Genomic DNA, 16,728 nt, shown 5'->3' on the forward strand with positions numbered 1-16,728 from the left:
TCAGCGGAGGTGGGCGGCGTCGAGGTCTACGTAGCCGAACATGGTGTAGCCGAGTCCTTCGAGTTTGCGGTTGATGGTGAAGGTGTGCGCGCTGACCACGAGGTCGGTGATGAACTGCTTCTCGAGCAGGAACGAGTTCAGCCGCCCGTAGAGGTCCTTCTGCGCGGCCGGGTCCGTCGTCGTCCACAGCGACTCGGCGAGCTTCTTGTAGTCGGCGTCGACGAACCGGGCGGCGTTCTTGTCCGCGTTGAACGGGAAGGCGCCCTTGACCAGGGTCGACGGGTTGAGCTGGCCGAAGCCGTGGTTGTTGACGAACAGGCCGGGCAGGCCGTCGCCGGTCAGCTTCGCCTGGAAGTCCGGCCCCTGCAGCGGCGCGGTCCTGGCGGTGAAGCCTGCCTCGTTGAGGTCGTAGGTGACGATCTCGGCGATGGCGGCGTTGGTCGGCAGGCCCGCGTTGTAGGACACGTCAATGGTGACGCCCATGGCGCCTGCCTGGGTGAGCAGCTCCCGCGCCTTGCCGATGTCGCGGCGGTAGGTGTCGGCCTTCTTCTCGTCGAACGCGGGCGATCCGGGCGCCCACGGCAGCGAGCTGGTGCGGCCGATGCCGCCGAGCACCTGCTGCAGGATGCGCGAGCGGTCCACCGCCCACGCCACGGCCTGGCGCACCCGCGGGTCGTTGAGCGGCGCGACCTGCGTGTTGTGCCCGATGTAGAAGGCCGAGTCGTAGGTGTCGGCGACCACGACGTCGTAGGTGAGATCGCCGCGCACGGCGGCGGCGTCGAGCGGGGCGAGGTCGAGGGCGAGCTGGCTCTGTCCGGCCCGCAGCGACGACAGCATCGACTGGGACTGCCGGGCGATGGCGATCTCCACGCCGTCGAGATACGGCTGGCCCTGCTTCCAGTAGCTCGGGTTGCGCGACAGGGTGATCTTCGAGCCGGGCGCGTAGGTGTCGACCTTGAACGGCCCGGTCCCGACGAACTTGCCGGACTTGATCTGGTCGGCGGTGTCCTTGTCCACGATGACCATCAGCTCGAACAGGTCGAACACGTTGGCCACCGGCTTGGCGAAGGTGAGCCGCACGCCGTGGTCGCCGGTCTTCTCCGCCTTGGCCAGCCCCTTCGCCACGTGCTTGAGCTGGGACGGGACGTCGTCGCGGCGGATGAAGTCGAGGGTGAACAGCACGTCGTCGGCGGTGAACGCGCGGCCGGAGTGGAAGACCACGCCCTGCCGCAGCCTGAGGTCGAGGGTGGTGCCGTCCGGCGAGACCTGCCACGACTCGGCCAGCGACGGCTTGGGCTCGCGGGTGGCGTGGTCGTACTCGGTCAGCGTGTTGTAGACCAGCCGCAGGAACGCCAGGTTGACGTTGTTCTGCGCCAGCACGTTGTTGGGCGCGATGTCGGCGGCCTGCACGATCCGCACGACACCGCCGTGCTTGGGCTCGACGCTGTCGGAGGTGTTCTTCGCGTCGACCGCGGACCGGCAGGCCGGGACCAGGAGCAGCACGGCGAGGCCGAGCCCGCTCAGCACGGCGTGCCTGCGCGACCGGGGACGGGGTGGGGTGCACATGCCGACTCCTAGAGGGTGATGGTGGTGACGAGGCTGAGGGCGGGGTGGGTGGTGTCGAGGTCGATGCCGAAGCCGGGCTCCTCGCCGAGGACGAGGTTGCCCGCGTCGAGGCGTTCGGCGCCGCCGACGAGCTCGGCCCGCCACGGCGTCTCGCCGAAGGCGTACTCGAGCACGGTGCCGTTGGGGATGGCGGCGAGCAGGTGGGCGCTCACCACCGTCGACACCGGACCGGACGGGTTGTGCGGGGCTATGTGGACGTCGGGGAACGCCGCGGCCATGGCCATCGCGCGGCGCACACCGCCCACGTGCTTGACGTCGGGCATCAGGACGTCGACCAGGCCGGCGGCGACCGCGGGGGCGACGTCGCCGACGTCGAGCGCGAGTTCGCCGCCTGCGATGGGCACGCCGGTGCGGCGGCGGAGTTCGGCGAGCCGGTCGAGCGCGCCGAGCGGGACCACGTCCTCGATCCAGCCGAGCGCCAGCTCCTCCAGCGACGGCAGCAGGGCGGCCACCTCGGTCCAGGAGAGGTGTTCGTGGAAGTCGGCGAGCAGGTCGACGTCGGTGCCGACCGCCGCGCGCGCCGCGCGCAGTCTGCGCAGCCCGGCCTCGGCCAGCGGCAGGCCCGGCGCGGGCACGTCGAACGGGGCGCACTTGACCGACCGGAACCCGGCGGCGACCGCGTCCGCCGCGGCGTCGGCGACGTCATCGGGGGTCCGACCGCCGACGAGCCGGTTGATGTTGGCGTAGAGCGGCACCGTCGGCCGGGCGGTCCCGCCCAGCCATTTCCACACCGGCACATCGTCGGCCCGCGCGGCGATGTCCACCAGTGCTTGTTCGACCCCTCCGAGCGCGGTGGCCGCGACGTGGGCGTAGCCGCCGTGCAGGCCGCGGGCGCGGGTGACCAGGTCGGACACGATGTCCTCGCGGGCGCCCAGCACGTCCCGCTCACCGATGACGGCGGCGACTTCGTGCAGGTCGTGGATGAGGGCGGCCGTGGGACCGGCGTCGGAACACTCGCCGATACCGACGCCGTGCGGGGTGCCGACCCGCACGAACCACCAGGTCGTGCGCGTGCTGACGCTCGCCCGGAACAACTCGATCGTGGTGTGACTCATGTGCTGGCCTCTGCTTCGCCGCCATTTGTTTCTAGTCGAAAATATGAACGCCGAGCGACGGCCGTGTCAAGACCTGGTCTCACGCCCGCTCGGCCGATGTGGACATTCCGGCATGGACAGCCATTGACACCCGGCCGCGCGGCAGGGTTTATTTCGACTGTTAACCAACAGGGTGAGAGGTTGGAACATGCTGGAACTGGGTGCCGCGCTCCGGGACAACGGGCTCGTGGCCATCCTGCGCAGCCGGGCGGACGCCCCGCTGACGCGGGTGATGCGGGCGCTGGTCGACGCGGGCGTGCGGATCATGGAGGTGACCGTGCCGACGCCGGGCAGTCTGTCCGCCATCGCCGCGGCGACCGCGGAGTTCGGCGGGGACGTGCTGGTCGGGGCCGGGACGGTCACCACGGGCGACCAAGTCCGCGCCGCCCGCGACGCGGGCGCGGCGTTCGTCGTATCGCCCGGTTTCGACCTGGAGGTGCAGGCCGCGGCGGCGGGCATGGGTTCGCTGCCGGGCGCGTTCACGCCGACCGAGATCCAGACGGCCTGGCGGGCCGGGGCGACGGCGGTGAAGCTGTTCCCCGCGGCCACACTGGGCGCGCGGTTCGTCGCGGAACTGCGAGGGCCGCTCCCGGACATCCCGGTGGTGCCCACGGGCGGTGTCGGACTCGCCGACGTGCGGACCTATCTCGACAGCGGCGCGGTGGCCGTCGGCGTCGGCTCACCGCTGATCGGCGACGCGCTGCGCGGCGGATCCTTGGCCGAGCTGTTCGCCCGCGCGGCGGCGTTCGTCGCGGCGACCCGGCAGGTGCGGTCATGAGCGCCCTGGTCGTCCTCGGCGAGACCATGGCCGCGTTCTCCGCCGACCAGATCGGGCCGCTGCGCCACGTCCGCTCGTTCGGGCTGTCGGTCGCGGGTGCCGAGTCGACGGTGGCGATCGGCGTGTCCCGGCTCGGGCACGAGGCCGCGTGGATCGGCCGAGTCGGCGCCGACGAGCTTGGCGCGCTGGTGTGCTCCCGGCTGCGCGCCGAAGGCGTGCGTGTCCACACAGTCACCGATCCGGACGCGCCGACCGGCCTGCTGATCAAGGAGCGACGCGCCGCCGATGCCCGCCGCGTCCACTACTACCGGTCCGGGTCCGCGGGCTCCCGGATCACGCCCCACGACCTGCCGGACGGTGTCATCGAGCGGGCCAGGATCCTGCACTCGACCGGCATCTCCCTTGCCATCTCGCCCACGGCGAGGGACACCGTGCACGCGGCCGTCCGCCGGGCGCGTGCCGCGGGTGTGCTTGTGTCGTTCGACCTCAACCACCGCGCCCGGCTGTGGCCCGACGACGTCGCCACCCGCGCGCTCGGCGACCACCTGGGGTCGGTCGACGTGCTGTTCGCCAGCCTGGACGAGGCCCAACTCGTCCTCGGGACCGCCGAGGACGACCCGGTGGCGCTCGCGGCCATGCTGCGCGACCGCGGTCCGTCCACTGTGGTCGTCACGCTGGCCGCGGACGGCGCGGGTGGCCACCACGCCGCGCGGAACGCTGCGGGTCGGCGCCGAGCCGGTGACCGCGGTCGACCCGGTCGGTGCGGGCGACTCGTTCGTCGCGGGCTACCTCGCCGCCCTGCTCAGCGACGTCGACGACGCGCGGCGGCTGCGCACCGCCACCCGCGCCGCCGCCCTGTCGGTCTCCGCCCAGGGCGACTGGGAGGGCCTGCCCAGCACCGACGAACTCGACGCCGACCTGACTCCGGGCGGCGTAGCCCGCTGACACCCGAAGCGGCGCGGCGTACAACGGCCCCAAGCAGATCCATCCGCGTTGGTCGTACCCGCACTGACCCGCTTCGGGGCCCGTACACCGCGGCCGTTGCACGATCCGGTCGATCGAGCGAGTGATCAGCCGACCATCAAGGCCACCGAGGTCCACCTCTCCGCGTTGGGGGCGCTGACGCCCTTCCTCTCCGCTCTATCCCGCGTAAGCGGCACCGGGAACTGATCGATTCCCAGCCCTTGCCGTTTGTCAGGTTCAGCCTGTTGGTCTCTGGCGCGGCTGTCACGCGTTGGCGAGTTTGCGACGGTGGTGGCCGCGGCCCGACTCGGGTGGCGGTCATACCGCAATTGTTTTGCTTAATCAAGGCAACAAGACGGACAAACGGCGAGAGCGGCGCCGCCGCCGACGGCCTCATCCGCACCCGGACGTCATGGTCGACACACAGCCGCCCGACAGGACGGTTGACTAAGTCCAACAATTGGATTTAAAGTCCGCGCCATCACGAAACAGGCCAGGCCACAGGCCCTCGGTGCGGGCGCCCAGGTGTCTCCTGCGGTGAGCCAAGGAAGGCAATCCGAACATGCGCAAGCTGTTGACCAAGGCCGTCGCGGCCGGTGCCGTCTTCGCGCTGGCGCTCAGCGCTTCCGCGTGCTCCGCTGAACGCGTCGGCCAGGACGGTGGCGCCTCCGCCAAGGGTTTCGCCCTGAACTCCCTGGTCGGTGTCGCGCTGCCGTCGCAGACCTCGGAGAACTGGGTCCTCGCGGGCGACCTGTTCACCAACGGCCTGCTGGCCGCGGGGTTCAACGCCGACGTGCAGTACGCGGGCGCGGCGACCAGTGTCGCCGACCAGCAGGGCCAGATCTCGGCCATGGTCAGCAGGGGCGCCAAGGTCATCGTCATCGGCGCGACCGACGCCGCCCAGCTGACCGCTCAGGTGAAGCAGGCCAAGGAGTCGGGCGCGGTCGTCATCGCCTATGACCGGCTCATCACCAACTCCGCGGAGGTCGACTACTACATCGCCTACGACAACCTCAAAGTCGGCCAGTTGCAGGGCCAAGCGCTGCTGGAGGGCATGAAGGCCAGGAAGTCCACCGGCCCGTGGACCATCGAGCTGTTCTCCGGTTCACCCGACGACACCAACTCCGAGGTGTTCTTCAGCGGCGCGATGAGCGTGCTCAAGCCCCTCATCGACAGGGGCGAGGTCATCGTGGGCTCCGGGCAGGTGGACATCGCGCAGACCGCCATCCAGGGCTGGAAGGCGAAGAACGCCGAGCGACGCATGGATTCGCTGCTCACCTCCACCTACAGCTCGGGCAAGCCCCTTCACGGAGTGTTGTCGCCCAACGACACCCTCGCGCGGGCGGTCCTCGCCTCGGTCAAGGGCGCGGGCAAGCCGCTGCCGGTCGTCACCGGCCAGGACTCCGAGGCCGAGTCGGTCAAGTCCATCATGGCGGGCGAGCAGTACTCCACGATCAACAAGGACACCCGCGAGCTGGTCGCCGAGACCATCAACATGGTCAAGACCTTGCGGGAAGGCGGCAAGCCCGCGGTGAACGACACCAGTTCCTACAACAACGGCACCAAGGTCATCCCGACCTTCCTGCTCCCCCCGCGCATCGTCACCAAGGCGAACGCCGCGACGGCCTACTCCCTCGACCCCAAGCTGTTCCCACTCACCAGATAGAGTCCACAGTGGATAGATCCGGCCGGTCGGCCGCGCAAGCAGGTGGTCACTGAACCTGGGCGGCGGATGACTCGGCGGCCAGCGCCGCGGCGACCTGGGACCGGGACTTCAGCCCCAGCTTCCGCATGATGTTCACGACGTGGGTCTCGACCGTGCGGACCGAGATGACCAGTGACTCCGCGATCGCGGCGTTGCTCTCCCCCGTCGCGAGCAGGGCCGCGACCTCCCGCTCCCGGCGGGTGAGCGCGGCGTCCGAACCAGTGCGGCCGACCCTGGTCCGGCCGAGGGCGATGGCGATCGCGTCCCGCTGCGGCAGGCCGCGGCCGTGTCGCACGAGGTCCTCGAACTCGGCGGAGGAGAGCAGGCGCCGAGTCTCGCGGATCGCGGTGTCGCGGCGGCGCGTCAGGTACGGCATGGCCGCGACGCTGGTGCCGATCTCCTGCCAGACGGCCTCGGCGGCGCCGAGCAGCACGGCCGCTTCCTTGCCGCGGCGCTGGTCGACCGCGGCCCAGGCGAGGGCTTCGACGGCCAGCCCGATCCCCATCTGGTCACCGAGGTCCACTTTGGCCCGCAGCGCGGTCCGCTCCAGGCGGATCGCCCGTTCGGAGTCGCCCGACTGCAGAGCGTCGACCCCCAGGCCCCACTGGGCGTAGGAGGTGAGCCATCGCTCGCCCCTCGGTTCGGTGAGTTCCAGGCACCGCTGGTAGTCGGCCGCGGCGTCGTCGGCCCGGTCGGCCCATCCGAGCATCATGCCGCGCAGGAAGTGCAGGTTGGCCGCGCGCCCGACGTCGCCGAGCCGGTGCAGGATCTCCAGGCCGTCCGCGGCCAGGTTGGCGCCGGTTTCGGCGTCGCCCTGCCAGGTGCGCACCACCGCGCCCGCGTACAGGGCGTACGCGCGGATCCAGTCGTCGTCGGTCGCCTCGGCCAAGCCCGCGAGTTCGTCGTACATGGCCGAGGCTGTCGTCATCGCCGCGTTGAGTGAGGCGACGAAACATCCCACCCGCAGCGCGAACGCGCGCTCGGTGTCCGTGCCGGTCCCGTGCGCGAGGGCCAGCTGCAGCCAGTGGACCGCTTCGGCGCCGCCGCCGGTCGAGGCGAAGAAGTGCTCCAGCACCGTGCACATCCGCATCGCCAGGGGCGCCTCGGCCGCGGACGTCACCGAGAAGTCGAACGCGCGCCGCAGGTTGGCGCGCTCGCGCCGGAAGCGGTCCATCCACGCCCGCTGGCTCGGCCCGATCCACTCGGCGTCGAACCGCTCGGCCAGCGCGAGGTAGTAGTCGCGATGCCCGCGGCGCCACCGCTGCTCCGCCGGGCCGAGTTTCGCGCCGCCGAACTGCCGGATCACCTCCAGTATCCGGTAGCGCCCCTCCGGGTCGTCGACATCGCGCTCCACCAGAGACTTGTCCACCAGCCCGGTCAACGCGACGACCACATCGGACTCGGCCAGCCCGTCGCCTGGGCAGACGGCCTCGACCGCCTCCAGCGCGAACCCTCCGCCGAACACCGACAGCCGACTCCACAGCAGTTGTTCCTGGACCGTGCAGAGGTCGAAGCTCCACTGCAGACAGCCCACCAGCGAGGTCCGCCGCGACGGCTCACCCCGCAGGGTGTCGCGCAGGAGCGCACCGTCCCCGACCAGCCGACCGGCCATGGCCTTCGGCGAGAAGGTGCGGATCCGCACCGCCGCCAGCTCGATCGCCAGCGGCACCCGGTCCAGGACCTGGCAGAGGTCGACGACCGCGGCACGGTCACGTTCCAGCGTCCACGAGGGAAGCGCCCCCGTCGCGCGAACGGCGAACAACTCGATCGCGTCGTCCGTCGACATCACCGGAACCGGGTAGACCCGCTCCCCCAGCACACCGAGCGCCTGTCGACTGGAGGTGAGGACGCGCAGCCCTGGACACCGGGCGAGGAGCGCGGCGGTCAGCTCGGCACAGGCGTCGAGCAGGTGCTCACAGTTGTCGATATACACCAGAGCGGCGCGCTCACCGAGCTGCTCGGCCAGCGCGCCGACATCGAACTCGTCGGCGGGCGGCCGGAAGCCGAGGCTCGTCGCGACCGTCAGTCCCAGCAGCGCGGGCTCGGCCAGATCCGCGAGGTCGACCGACCACGCCGAGCCAGGGAACGCGGGGGCCATGTCGCCCAGCACGCGGTAGCCCAGCCGGGACTTCCCCATCCCTCCGGGTCCGAGCAGCGTGACCAGGCGATTGTGGTCGACGAGACGTCGCACCTCACCGAGTTCGTCCTCCCGGCCGATGAAGGTGGAGAGGTAGGGACCGCGCGACGCTGACGGCACGTCGGCAGGCTAGCAAGGCCATCGGAGCCCGGCCATTTCTCCGTAGAACCACGGAGGCGTTGCCCACCGCCCTGCTCCCATCATCGGGTCAGCTGATTCGCCTTCGGAGGGGCTGCCCATGACCGACGACACCGACGCGCCTGACCCCGACCTGGTCCGGCGCGTCCAACGCGGCGACCGGACGGCGGTGGAAGCGCTGTACCGGCGCCACTGGGGCGCCGTCCTCGGCTACGCGACCACACTGACCCGCGACCGCGCGGGCGCCGAGGACATCGCCTCCGAGGGGTTCCTCCGGGTATGGGAGGCCATGCGCTCCGGCAGCACTCCGGAGAAGCCCCGCGGCTACCTGTTCCAGACCGTGCGCAATCTGCACATCGGCCAGGCCCGCCGCGCCACGCGGCGCGCCGATGTCGACCCGACCGACGACGCCCAGTCCCGCACGCCCGCGGCACCTGACCACTCCGCGGCGATCATCGAACGCGGCGCGCTGGCCGAGGCCGTCGCCGCGCTCACCCCCGGGCAGCGCGCGATGCTCTGGCGGACGGCGGTCGAGGGGTACTCGGCCGCGGAGGTCGCCGCACGCGACGGACTGGCCACCGCCAACGCGGGAGCCCAGCTCGCCGTCCGTGCCCGGAGGGCGCTCGGCCGCGCGTACGCGAAGGTGGCCGCCGACGGTCAAGCGCGATCCCGCGGGGCTTCTCTCGTGGTGGTCGGATGAGATCCGACAAGCCCGTGCCCGACCCCGGCGACCACGTGTGGAACCTGGTCATCGCCGCCGAGATGGAGGCGCTGGAGGCGCCATACGCCATCGTCGGGGTGCGGTCCGACACCAAGATCTTGTTCCTGCAGGGCCCTTACCCCGATGGGGTGTCGGCGATGCGTGACCTCGAGGCGATACAGGACTCGCCGCTCGCCGACGACGACACGCGCTACTCGGTGGTCCCGTTGTGGCCCGCGTCGTGACTCCAGGCGGAGACGGCGCGGAACGACCGCCGCGCACGGAAGCTGTTGTGCGCGGCGGTCGTTCGGGCTGACCTAGGTCAGCGGAGCCCTACGGGGCCTTGGTGATGTTGGTGATGATGTAGCCGTTGTCGTTGTAGTCGTAGTTGCCGCCCGAGAAGTCCATGATCATGTAGTAGGTGTTCGGGATCACCGAGCCCTGACGGTCCTTGATCGGGAAGAAGCGGACGCCCTGTCCACACGGGTCGACGCAGCCCCTCGAGTGATCGGTGGCCTGGTTGTTCTTGGTGGGGTCGCTGTAGACGTAGTCCACGGCGAATCCGAACGTGCCGGTGGGGTTGAACGATCCGGCCACCGGAGCCCCGGTGCTCAGGCTCGGCATCACCGACTGGGCCCACACGCCCGCCACCTGGGTGATCGTGGTGCGGGATCCGCCCTTCGGGTACCAGGAAACCGGCGCGCTGTTCGGGTAGCCGCGGAAGACGTTGATCTGGGTCACCATCACCGGCTTGGTCGCGTCGGCCCGGTTCCAGTACGGCGCGATGATCTCGTCGCCCTGCGGGGCGACGTGGCCGAGCTGGTCGAGGTAGGCGGGGATGTTGGTGGTGAAGCCCATGAGCGCGGCGATGTCGCGGACGATCGGTTCGTCACACTCCGAGCACGACTGCCAGTAGCCCGCGAGTTCGATGACCGTACTGTGCTTGGTCGACGAGTTGCTGCTGACGGTGAGCGAACCCGTGTGGAGGTGGGTCGCGGTGGCGGTGAAGCGGACGGTGAGGTCGACCGTGCCGCCAGGCTGGATCGTCAGCGGCAAGGTCGGCGCCGGGTCCAGTTTGAACTGACCGGTGACGGGCAGCCCGAGGATCTTGAGTGCTTCCGTGCCGGTGTTGCTCAGCCGGACGACCGAGGTCTCGCGGGTCTTCTGCGCGCTGTCGGCCGGGGTGTTGATCCGGTTGAACACAAAACGGTCGTTGAAGGGGCCACCCTGCGGGTTCCGCACGGTCAGCACACCGGCCGACATCACCCTCGGCCGCACGAGGGTGATCTTCGAGGCGCCGAGTTCGCTGACATAGATGTTGCCGGTGGCGGTGTCCTCGATCAGGTCGAGCGGCTGCTGGAATCCGGTGAACCCGGTGATTCCGGAGCTGCGGTTGGACAGCACGCCGGACGCGGCGACGTCGAAGGTCTCGATGTCCTGGCCGTTGCTGTAGCGGACGACGAGGAGCTTGCCCTTCAGTCGGCCGCCGAAGGAGTTGCTCTTGTACTCGATGACGCCGTTGGCCGAGGCGTGCATCCCGGCCTCGTACATCCCGGCCAGGTCGATGTTGCGGTCGGGCAGGGTGCCCACCGGGTAGGTGGTCTGCTCGAACGGGTCGACGGCCAGCGTCGGGTTTCCGCCACCCAGCGTCCACTCGCAGCGGGTGGGGTTGGGGTGACCGTAGTAGCGGCCCTTCTTGACGTCGAAGACGTAGTCGGTCTCGGCCTGGTTGTTGTTGGTGATGGCGGGCACCGACGGCCCGGTGTAGGCCCCGGCGGTCGCCTTGTCGATCCGGTTGGCGCACACGGCGGGCAGCGGGCTCGGCGTGGCGGGGGTGTTGCCGCCCGCACCCGATCCGTTGGTCGGCACGTAGAGGTGGCCGTTGGTGTGCCACACGAGGTCGAACGCGTTGCGCACACCGGTGGCGTGCAGGGTCAGCGGGGCGTTCGTGGCGAACGGGCTGTAGGTGCCCGGCGCCTCCGTCCGCGCGTCGAGGGGCAGCGTCGCCGGGAGCTTGGCCGGGTCGAGCCGCAGGACGGCCGCGGTGAGCAGATGCTCGGGCCGGTCTCCCCAGGCGCTGTCGGGCGCGCCCATGGCGTTGCTACCGCCCTGGGGGACGTAGAGCGCGCCGTCCGGCCCGAAGGCCAGCGAGTTCGTCTGGTGGTCCAGCACCGACCTCGGCAGATTGGTCACGACCTCGGTGTAGGTGGCGAGGTTGGGACCACTCAGCTTGGCGATCTTGCTGGTCCAGTCCGGCTGGTTGAACGGGATCTCGCCCGCGTACATCGTGTTGGAGGTGATCCACAGGATCAGGTTGGCCGCGGTCGACGCCGGGTCGAACGCGAGTCCGAGCACCGTGCGGTTCGGCGCGCCGGGCAGGCCCTGGGCGACGGCGTTGTCGCGGATGGTGGAGATCGTCTGCCTACCGGTCAGCGTCCCGTCCGAGGCGATCGTGTACCGCTCGATGTAACCATCCAGTGTGGACGCGTACAGCTTGCCGTCCGGCCCCTTGACCATCGAGGCGAACTTCCGGCCGGACGCCCCGCTGTCGGCTTTGTCGAAGGCCACGCCCTCGGGGGCGGGCGCGGTTCCGGTGGTGAACACCGACTGCCAGCCCACGAAGGACCTGCCCGCAGTGTCCTTCACGCCACTGGTGATGGTGAACCGGTAACGGGTGTCCGGGGCCAGAGCGGTGGTCGGTGACAGGTTGACCACATCGGCGCCACCGCTGGTGATGACGTGGGCCGGGACCGCCGCCCCGGTGGCCGTGTTGGTCAGGGTGACCGTCGAGGTGGACAGCGTCGACGGGTCGACACCGCCCGCGACCAGCCGGAGGTCGGCGACCACGCTCCCGGTCGTCGGCATCTCGACGGCGGTGTTGGCCGGAGTGACCGCGCGGACCTGCGGTCGATCGTCGGCGCCGACGAGCGGCGCGATCGTCACGTAGCTCAGCTTGGTGTTGGTGCCCTGTGCCGGGCTGATGGTCAGACGGCCGTCGTACACACCGACGTTCACGGTCGCGGTGCTGTACCGCACCGCCGTGGACGGTGTGAAGGCGGTGATGGCGTTCTGGTCCTCCACCTGGATGGCGTGGACGCTGTTGAAGTGCTGCGGATCGCCGACCGCCACGGTGACGGTGTAGACCCCGTTCGGGACCGCGATCTCCCAACTGCCCGGGGCCTGCACGCCAGGCGACCCCGCGGGCAGCTGCATGTGCATGAGGGTGGCGAGCCGCTGGTCGGGCTCGGACCCGGTACCCCGGTTGCGGCCGTTGCCGACCATGTCGAGCGGCGTGGCCGTGCCGACACCCACCCAGCCGTACTGCAGACCGCTGCCCTGATTCGGTCCCGACCGGGTCCCGAACGCCTGTCCGTAGTCGGACAGGTAACCGGCGGGCGGAGTCGCCGCCTGGTCTCCGAAGTCGATTCGCGCCGTGAACGTGGGTTCAGCCGCCGCGGGCAGGGACAACCCCATCGCACCTGCCGCTGTCGCCATGACGGCGACGAGCGTGATCGCTCTTCGACTCTTCCTCAGCATGAAAGCGGTTCTCCCCTGAAGTCGTGGAAGCCGTGATGATGCGGTCCACTCGCGAACGCCGCGCGGACCATGATCGCGATGGTAGGTGTCGCAGCACCGCGACGGGAGTGGAACGTGGCCCGCGCCACGCCCGGATCGGGCAGAAAAGTATTGAAGAAAGGGCTTTCCTGGCTAACCGGGGCGTGACTGGGCTTCGAACGCGTCGGTGTCGGTCTGGATGTCACCGTTCGGCGGCTACGGCCAGAGCGCGACGCCCCGCCTGGCGCGCGACGCAGGCAAGCCCGTCGTCGACCGGCTGGAGACCTCGCAGTTCAGCCGAAATAAACCTGATACATCGCGTTGGGTAACTCTCCGCTTCACCAAGCAGGCAAAGCTGCGTCTTCCTGCTCAAAGCGCTGGGATTTGCCACAGCTAGCAACACGATCGTGCTTGACGTCACCTACTGGAGATGCCTACGGTAGACCGCCGCCTCCTACGAGCGGGCGGCACACCCAAAGCGGTTGACGGTTGGTCCGACCAGGTGAGCCGCCGATAAACCACATTCATTGGTCACGGTCTCAGGCTGGTGCAGCATGGCGGATTTGTCACCCCACCTTGTGGGCCGAGACATGGTTCGCGGCGTCATCGACACCCACATCCACCTCTGGGACCGGCGCAGGCACGAGTACCCGTGGCTGAACCGGTGGCCCCACATCGGCACCCGGGTCGACGCCACCGTGCTCGGGCAGGCCGTCGCGGGGCTCGCCGGTGCCGTCTTCGTCGAAGCCGGGGTCTCCCCTGACGACGCGGCCGCCGAACTGCGCTGGCTCGCCGATCAGGCCGCCCTGTGCGACTTCCCCGTGCGCGTCGTGGCCCACCAGTTGCCGGGAGACCCGTGCTGGTGGATGAACCGCCCGGGTGCGGACCTCGTCGCCGGAGTCCGGCAGGTCATGCACGTCGCCCGCGCGGGTGAGATCGCGAACCCGGACTTCGTCGCCGACGCGTGCGAGGCGGGCGAGGCCGGTCGCGTCGTCGACCTCACCGTCCGTCCCGAGCAGTTGGACGAGGTCGCCCACCTGTGCGGACAGGCGCCGGACACCTGGTTCGTCCTCGATCACCTCGGCAGTCCCTGGCCGAGCGCCGACGGGTTCGACCACTGGGCGACGGCCGTCGCCGGTGTCGCCGCCCATCCCAACGTCGTGTGCAAACTGTCGACCCGCGCCCTGCGGTCCGATGAACCAGGCGGAGCGGACACGGCCGCGCGGTACGTCGCGCGGGCGCTCGACCTCTTCGGCGCCGACCGCTGCGTGTTCGGCACCTGCTGGCCGGTGCTCACCCACGCCTGCTCGTACAAGTCGTGGCTCGACCTGGTGCTGTCCGTCCTCGACGACGCGGGCCACGCCGAACGCCAGGCGGTCCTGGCGGGCAACGCCCGGCGGATCTACGGATTCCCTGCGCACTCCGCGCGCGCGAACCGGCTTCACCTGGTCGGTGGAGCACCGTGAGGTTCGTCCACGTGGGACGCCCGGTCGCGGCGGCCGCCTGCCCAGCTCAGCTACGAAAGGACCGCGGATGACCCCCGTACGTACCGGACTCTGGCTCATCGGGGCCCGTGGGTCGGTGGCCACCACCGCGATCAGTGGGCTCTTCGCGGTGCGCGCGGGGCTGGCCGCGCCGACCGGCCTGGTGACGCACCGGCCCGAGTTCGCCGACGTCGACCTGCCCGGCTGGGACGAGATCGTCGTCGGCGGGCACGACATCGCCACGACCCCGGTCGAGAAGCGGGCCGAGCAGCTCGCGGCGGGCGGGGTGCTGCCGCCGCACCTGGCCGACGCGCTTCGGCAGGCGCTGCGCGCGGTCGAGGCCGAGATCCGCGAGGGCTACCGGGCGGGCACACCGGGCCCGCAGGCCGACGCCGCGCGGCGGCTCGCCGACGACATCACCTCATTCCGGGAGCGGCACGAGCTGGACCGCGTGGTCGTGGTCAACGTGTCGTCGACGGAACCGCCGTGCGCCTTGGCACCCGAGCACACCGACCTCGCCGACTTGACGGCGGCGCTGGCCGACCCGGACCGCGAGGTGCTGCCGCCGAGTTCGCTCGCCGCCTACGCCGCGCTGCTCGCGGGCTGCCCCTTCGTCGACTTCACTCCGTCCACCGGGATCACCCTGCCCGCCCTGACCGAGCTCGCGGACCGGGAACAGCTGCCGTACGGCGGTCGCGACGGCAAGACCGGCGAGACGCTGCTGCGCACGGTCCTCGCGCCCATGTTCACCAGTCGCGCGCTCAACGTGCTGTCCTGGGCGGGCACCAACATCCTCGGCGGCGGCGACGGTGCCACCCTGAGCGACCCCGACGCGGCGCGCGGCAAGCTGGAGACCAAGGGCCGCGGCCTGGCCGCGCTGCTCGGCCACGAGGTCGCCGCGCCCTTGCACATCGACAACGTCCCCGACCTGGGTGAGTGGAAGACCGCGTGGGACCACGTGCACTTCGAGGGCTTCCTCGGCGCCCGCATGACCCTGCAGTTCACTTGGCACGGTCTGGACTCCGCGCTGGCCGCGCCCCTGGTGCTCGATCTGGCCCGGCTCACCGCCGCGGCCCACGCGGCGGGACGGGTCGGCGCGCTCGGCGCCCTGGCGTTCTTCTTCAAGGACCCGCTCGGCTCCGACGAGCACCGGCTCGCCGAACAGTTCCGCGATCTCGTCGCCTGGGCCCGGGAACTCTGATGGCCGCGGTGCACCCGCGCGCCGTGATCGAACTGGTCCGGGCCGATTGGGGCCGCTCCGACCCGCCCGAGACCCTCAAGACCGGGCAGGCGATGCCCGCGGCGGGGTTCACCGACACCGATGTGGGCAAGGTGCTGTGGTGGAACCCGGTCGGCCAGAGCGGGCGACTCATGCCCGACGAGCCGATCGAGTGCGTCGAGACCTACGCGGGCAACTCGGTGCCGCGGTGGACTCCCCGGTGACCACGTGGCCGGTCGCCTACTGCACCAACGTCCACCCCGCGACCGATGTCGCCGGACTGGTGGCCCAGTTCGACCGGTACGCCGTCCCCGTGCGGGAGCTGCTGGGCACCGACGTGCTGCCGCTCGGGCTGTGGCTGCCCGCGCCGGTCAGCCACGCGCTGGCAGGCGACCCTGCCCAGCTCGCCGCCCTGCGGCGGGAACTCGACGCGCGCGGGCTGACCGTCAGCACCCTCAACGCCTTTCCCTACGGCGGGTTCCACAACAGGGTGGTCAAGCACGCGGTGTACTGGCCGGACTGGACCGACCCCCGCCGCGTCGCGTACACGGTGGACAGTGCGGCCGTCCTCGCCGGGCTGCTGCCGGACGACGCCGAGTACGGCAGCGTCTCCACCCTGCCGCTCGGGTGGGGGAAGCCGTGGACCGCGCGTCACGACGACGCCGCGACCGCCGCCATCGCCCGCCTCACCGCGCGGCTGCGTGCCTTCTCGATCGGCCACGGCAGGCCCATCCGGCTGGCTGTGGAGCCGGAGCCGGGCTGCGTGTTGGACACCGTGGCCGACGCTGTCGGCTGGCTGGCGAACCGGGTCGACCCCGACCACGTCGGCATCTGTCTGGACACCTGCCATCTCGCGGTGTCCTTCGCCGACCCGGCCGAGACGGTCGCGACGATCCGCCGGGCCGGTCTGTCCGTGGTGAAGGTGCAGGCGTCCGCGGCTTTGGAGGCCGCCGACCCGATCGCCGCCCAGGCCGTGCTCGCCGACTTCGACGAACCGCGCTACCTGCACCAGGTACGCGAGAACAGCCCAACCGGTGTACTGGCCGCCGACGACCTGCCTGACGCGTTCGCGGGCCTGCCGGGCGAACACCCCTGGCGCGTGCACTTCCACGTGCCCCTGCACATCGCACCACCCGCGCCGCTCACCGCCACCACCGACGTCCTCACCGACACCCTGCGCGCGGTGGGGCCCGGCCCGCACGTCGAGGTGGAGACCTACACCTGGCCCGTCCTGCCCGGGGCCGACCCAGCCCGACTCGCCACCGGGATCGCCGGGGAACTGCGGTGGGCGGCGGACAACCTCCCGTCCTGAGCCAGGACCGTGTCGGG

General features: G+C 70.7%; 13 protein-coding genes and 1 pseudogene. 10 read left to right on the forward strand and 4 right to left on the reverse strand.

The genetic code is table 11. The features are described from left to right. Together ACSHT8_RS09480 and ACSHT8_RS09485 are read right to left on the reverse strand one after the other, a co-directional pair. Entirely contained in the window at window positions 1-1,566 is a 1,566-nt protein-coding gene (locus ACSHT8_RS09480) for an ABC transporter substrate-binding protein (RefSeq protein ID WP_436499741.1), read from the reverse strand. Between the two features lie 8 nt (window positions 1,567-1,574). After that, a complete protein-coding gene (locus ACSHT8_RS09485) occupies window positions 1,575-2,681 on the reverse strand; it encodes an enolase C-terminal domain-like protein (protein ID WP_436499743.1) in 1,107 nt (368 codons plus the stop codon). Window positions 2,682-2,868: 187 nt separating this feature from the next. Here ACSHT8_RS09485 and ACSHT8_RS09490 point away from each other — a divergent pair, with 187 nt between their 5' ends. The 4 genes and pseudogenes from ACSHT8_RS09490 to ACSHT8_RS09505 all read left to right on the forward strand — a co-directional run bounded on the left by ACSHT8_RS09490 (window position 2,869) and on the right by ACSHT8_RS09505 (window position 6,127). Continuing rightward, complete coding sequence (locus ACSHT8_RS09490; RefSeq protein ID WP_436499745.1) at window positions 2,869-3,498, forward strand: bifunctional 4-hydroxy-2-oxoglutarate aldolase/2-dehydro-3-deoxy-phosphogluconate aldolase; 630 nt, start codon at window positions 2,869-2,871, stop codon at window positions 3,496-3,498. Between the two features lie 26 nt (window positions 3,499-3,524). Continuing rightward, a pseudogene (locus ACSHT8_RS09495) lies at window positions 3,525-4,130 on the forward strand (sugar kinase); the annotation flags it as partial. 61 nt (window positions 4,131-4,191) lie between these two features. Then, window positions 4,192-4,443: a carbohydrate kinase family protein gene (locus ACSHT8_RS09500; protein WP_436499747.1), complete on the forward strand. Its 252-nt coding sequence runs from the start codon at window positions 4,192-4,194 to the stop codon at window positions 4,441-4,443. A gap of 580 nt (window positions 4,444-5,023) precedes the next feature. Beyond that, window positions 5,024-6,127: a substrate-binding domain-containing protein gene (locus ACSHT8_RS09505; protein ID WP_436499749.1), complete on the forward strand. Its 1,104-nt coding sequence runs from the start codon at window positions 5,024-5,026 to the stop codon at window positions 6,125-6,127. A 46-nt stretch (window positions 6,128-6,173) separates the two neighbouring features. Here the strand turns inward: ACSHT8_RS09505 and ACSHT8_RS09510 are convergent, their stop codons facing one another. After that, window positions 6,174-8,423, reverse strand: coding sequence for a helix-turn-helix transcriptional regulator (locus ACSHT8_RS09510; protein ID WP_436499751.1), 2,250 nt, complete (start codon window positions 8,421-8,423; stop codon window positions 6,174-6,176). A gap of 118 nt (window positions 8,424-8,541) precedes the next feature. Between ACSHT8_RS09510 and ACSHT8_RS09515 the strand changes: the two genes are divergently transcribed. Together ACSHT8_RS09515 and ACSHT8_RS09520 are read left to right on the forward strand one after the other, a co-directional pair. Further along, a complete protein-coding gene (locus tag ACSHT8_RS09515; RefSeq protein WP_436499753.1) occupies window positions 8,542-9,141 on the forward strand; it encodes an RNA polymerase sigma factor in 600 nt (199 codons plus the stop codon). Continuing rightward, entirely contained in the window at window positions 9,138-9,386 is a 249-nt protein-coding gene (locus ACSHT8_RS09520; RefSeq protein WP_436499755.1) for a hypothetical protein, read from the forward strand. The genes ACSHT8_RS09515 and ACSHT8_RS09520 overlap by 4 nt, the downstream gene beginning before the upstream one ends. 88 nt (window positions 9,387-9,474) lie before the next feature. Here ACSHT8_RS09520 and ACSHT8_RS09525 read toward each other — a convergent pair whose 3' ends face one another. Continuing rightward, window positions 9,475-12,678: an Ig-like domain-containing protein gene (locus tag ACSHT8_RS09525; protein WP_436499757.1), complete on the reverse strand. Its 3,204-nt coding sequence runs from the start codon at window positions 12,676-12,678 to the stop codon at window positions 9,475-9,477. A gap of 572 nt (window positions 12,679-13,250) precedes the next feature. On the opposite strand from ACSHT8_RS09525, the gene ACSHT8_RS09530 reads away from it, so the two are divergent. From ACSHT8_RS09530 to eboE, 4 genes are all read left to right on the forward strand, one after another. Further along, on the forward strand, window positions 13,251-14,162 hold the full coding sequence (locus ACSHT8_RS09530) for an amidohydrolase family protein (RefSeq protein ID WP_436499759.1): 912 nt from the start codon (window positions 13,251-13,253) through the stop codon (window positions 14,160-14,162). 67 nt (window positions 14,163-14,229) lie between these two features. After that, on the forward strand, window positions 14,230-15,381 hold the full coding sequence (locus tag ACSHT8_RS09535; protein ID WP_436499760.1) for an inositol-3-phosphate synthase: 1,152 nt from the start codon (window positions 14,230-14,232) through the stop codon (window positions 15,379-15,381). Next, the gene (locus ACSHT8_RS09540; RefSeq protein WP_436499761.1) at window positions 15,381-15,623 is read left to right on the forward strand and encodes a hypothetical protein; all 243 of its coding nucleotides are present in this window, start codon (window positions 15,381-15,383) and stop codon (window positions 15,621-15,623) included. The genes ACSHT8_RS09535 and ACSHT8_RS09540 overlap by 1 nt, the downstream gene beginning before the upstream one ends. Beyond that, a complete protein-coding gene (gene eboE / locus ACSHT8_RS09545) occupies window positions 15,608-16,711 on the forward strand; it encodes a metabolite traffic protein EboE (protein ID WP_436499763.1) in 1,104 nt (367 codons plus the stop codon). The genes ACSHT8_RS09540 and eboE overlap by 16 nt, the downstream gene beginning before the upstream one ends. The last annotated feature ends 17 nt before the right edge of the window (window positions 16,712-16,728 follow it).

The sequence above is a fragment of the Actinokineospora sp. HUAS TT18 genome (assembly GCF_051364635.1).
In the GTDB taxonomy this organism is placed as follows: Bacteria; Actinomycetota; Actinomycetes; order Mycobacteriales; family Pseudonocardiaceae; genus Actinokineospora.

Coding starts and splice junctions, on each gene's coding strand:
- ACSHT8_RS09530 (WP_436499759.1), top strand. CDS start 13,251: ATGGCGGATTTGTCACCCCACCTTGTGGGCCGAGACATGGTTCGCGGC.
- ACSHT8_RS09525 (WP_436499757.1), bottom strand. CDS start 12,678: ATGCTGAGGAAGAGTCGAAGAGCGATCACGCTCGTCGCCGTCATGGCG.
- ACSHT8_RS09520 (WP_436499755.1), top strand. CDS start 9,138: ATGAGATCCGACAAGCCCGTGCCCGACCCCGGCGACCACGTGTGGAAC.
- ACSHT8_RS09490 (WP_436499745.1), top strand. CDS start 2,869: ATGCTGGAACTGGGTGCCGCGCTCCGGGACAACGGGCTCGTGGCCATC.
- ACSHT8_RS09515 (WP_436499753.1), top strand. CDS start 8,542: ATGACCGACGACACCGACGCGCCTGACCCCGACCTGGTCCGGCGCGTC.
- ACSHT8_RS09540 (WP_436499761.1), top strand. CDS start 15,381: ATGGCCGCGGTGCACCCGCGCGCCGTGATCGAACTGGTCCGGGCCGAT.
- ACSHT8_RS09480 (WP_436499741.1), bottom strand. CDS start 1,566: ATGTGCACCCCACCCCGTCCCCGGTCGCGCAGGCACGCCGTGCTGAGC.
- ACSHT8_RS09505 (WP_436499749.1), top strand. CDS start 5,024: ATGCGCAAGCTGTTGACCAAGGCCGTCGCGGCCGGTGCCGTCTTCGCG.
- ACSHT8_RS09535 (WP_436499760.1), top strand. CDS start 14,230: ATGACCCCCGTACGTACCGGACTCTGGCTCATCGGGGCCCGTGGGTCG.
- ACSHT8_RS09485 (WP_436499743.1), bottom strand. CDS start 2,681: ATGAGTCACACCACGATCGAGTTGTTCCGGGCGAGCGTCAGCACGCGC.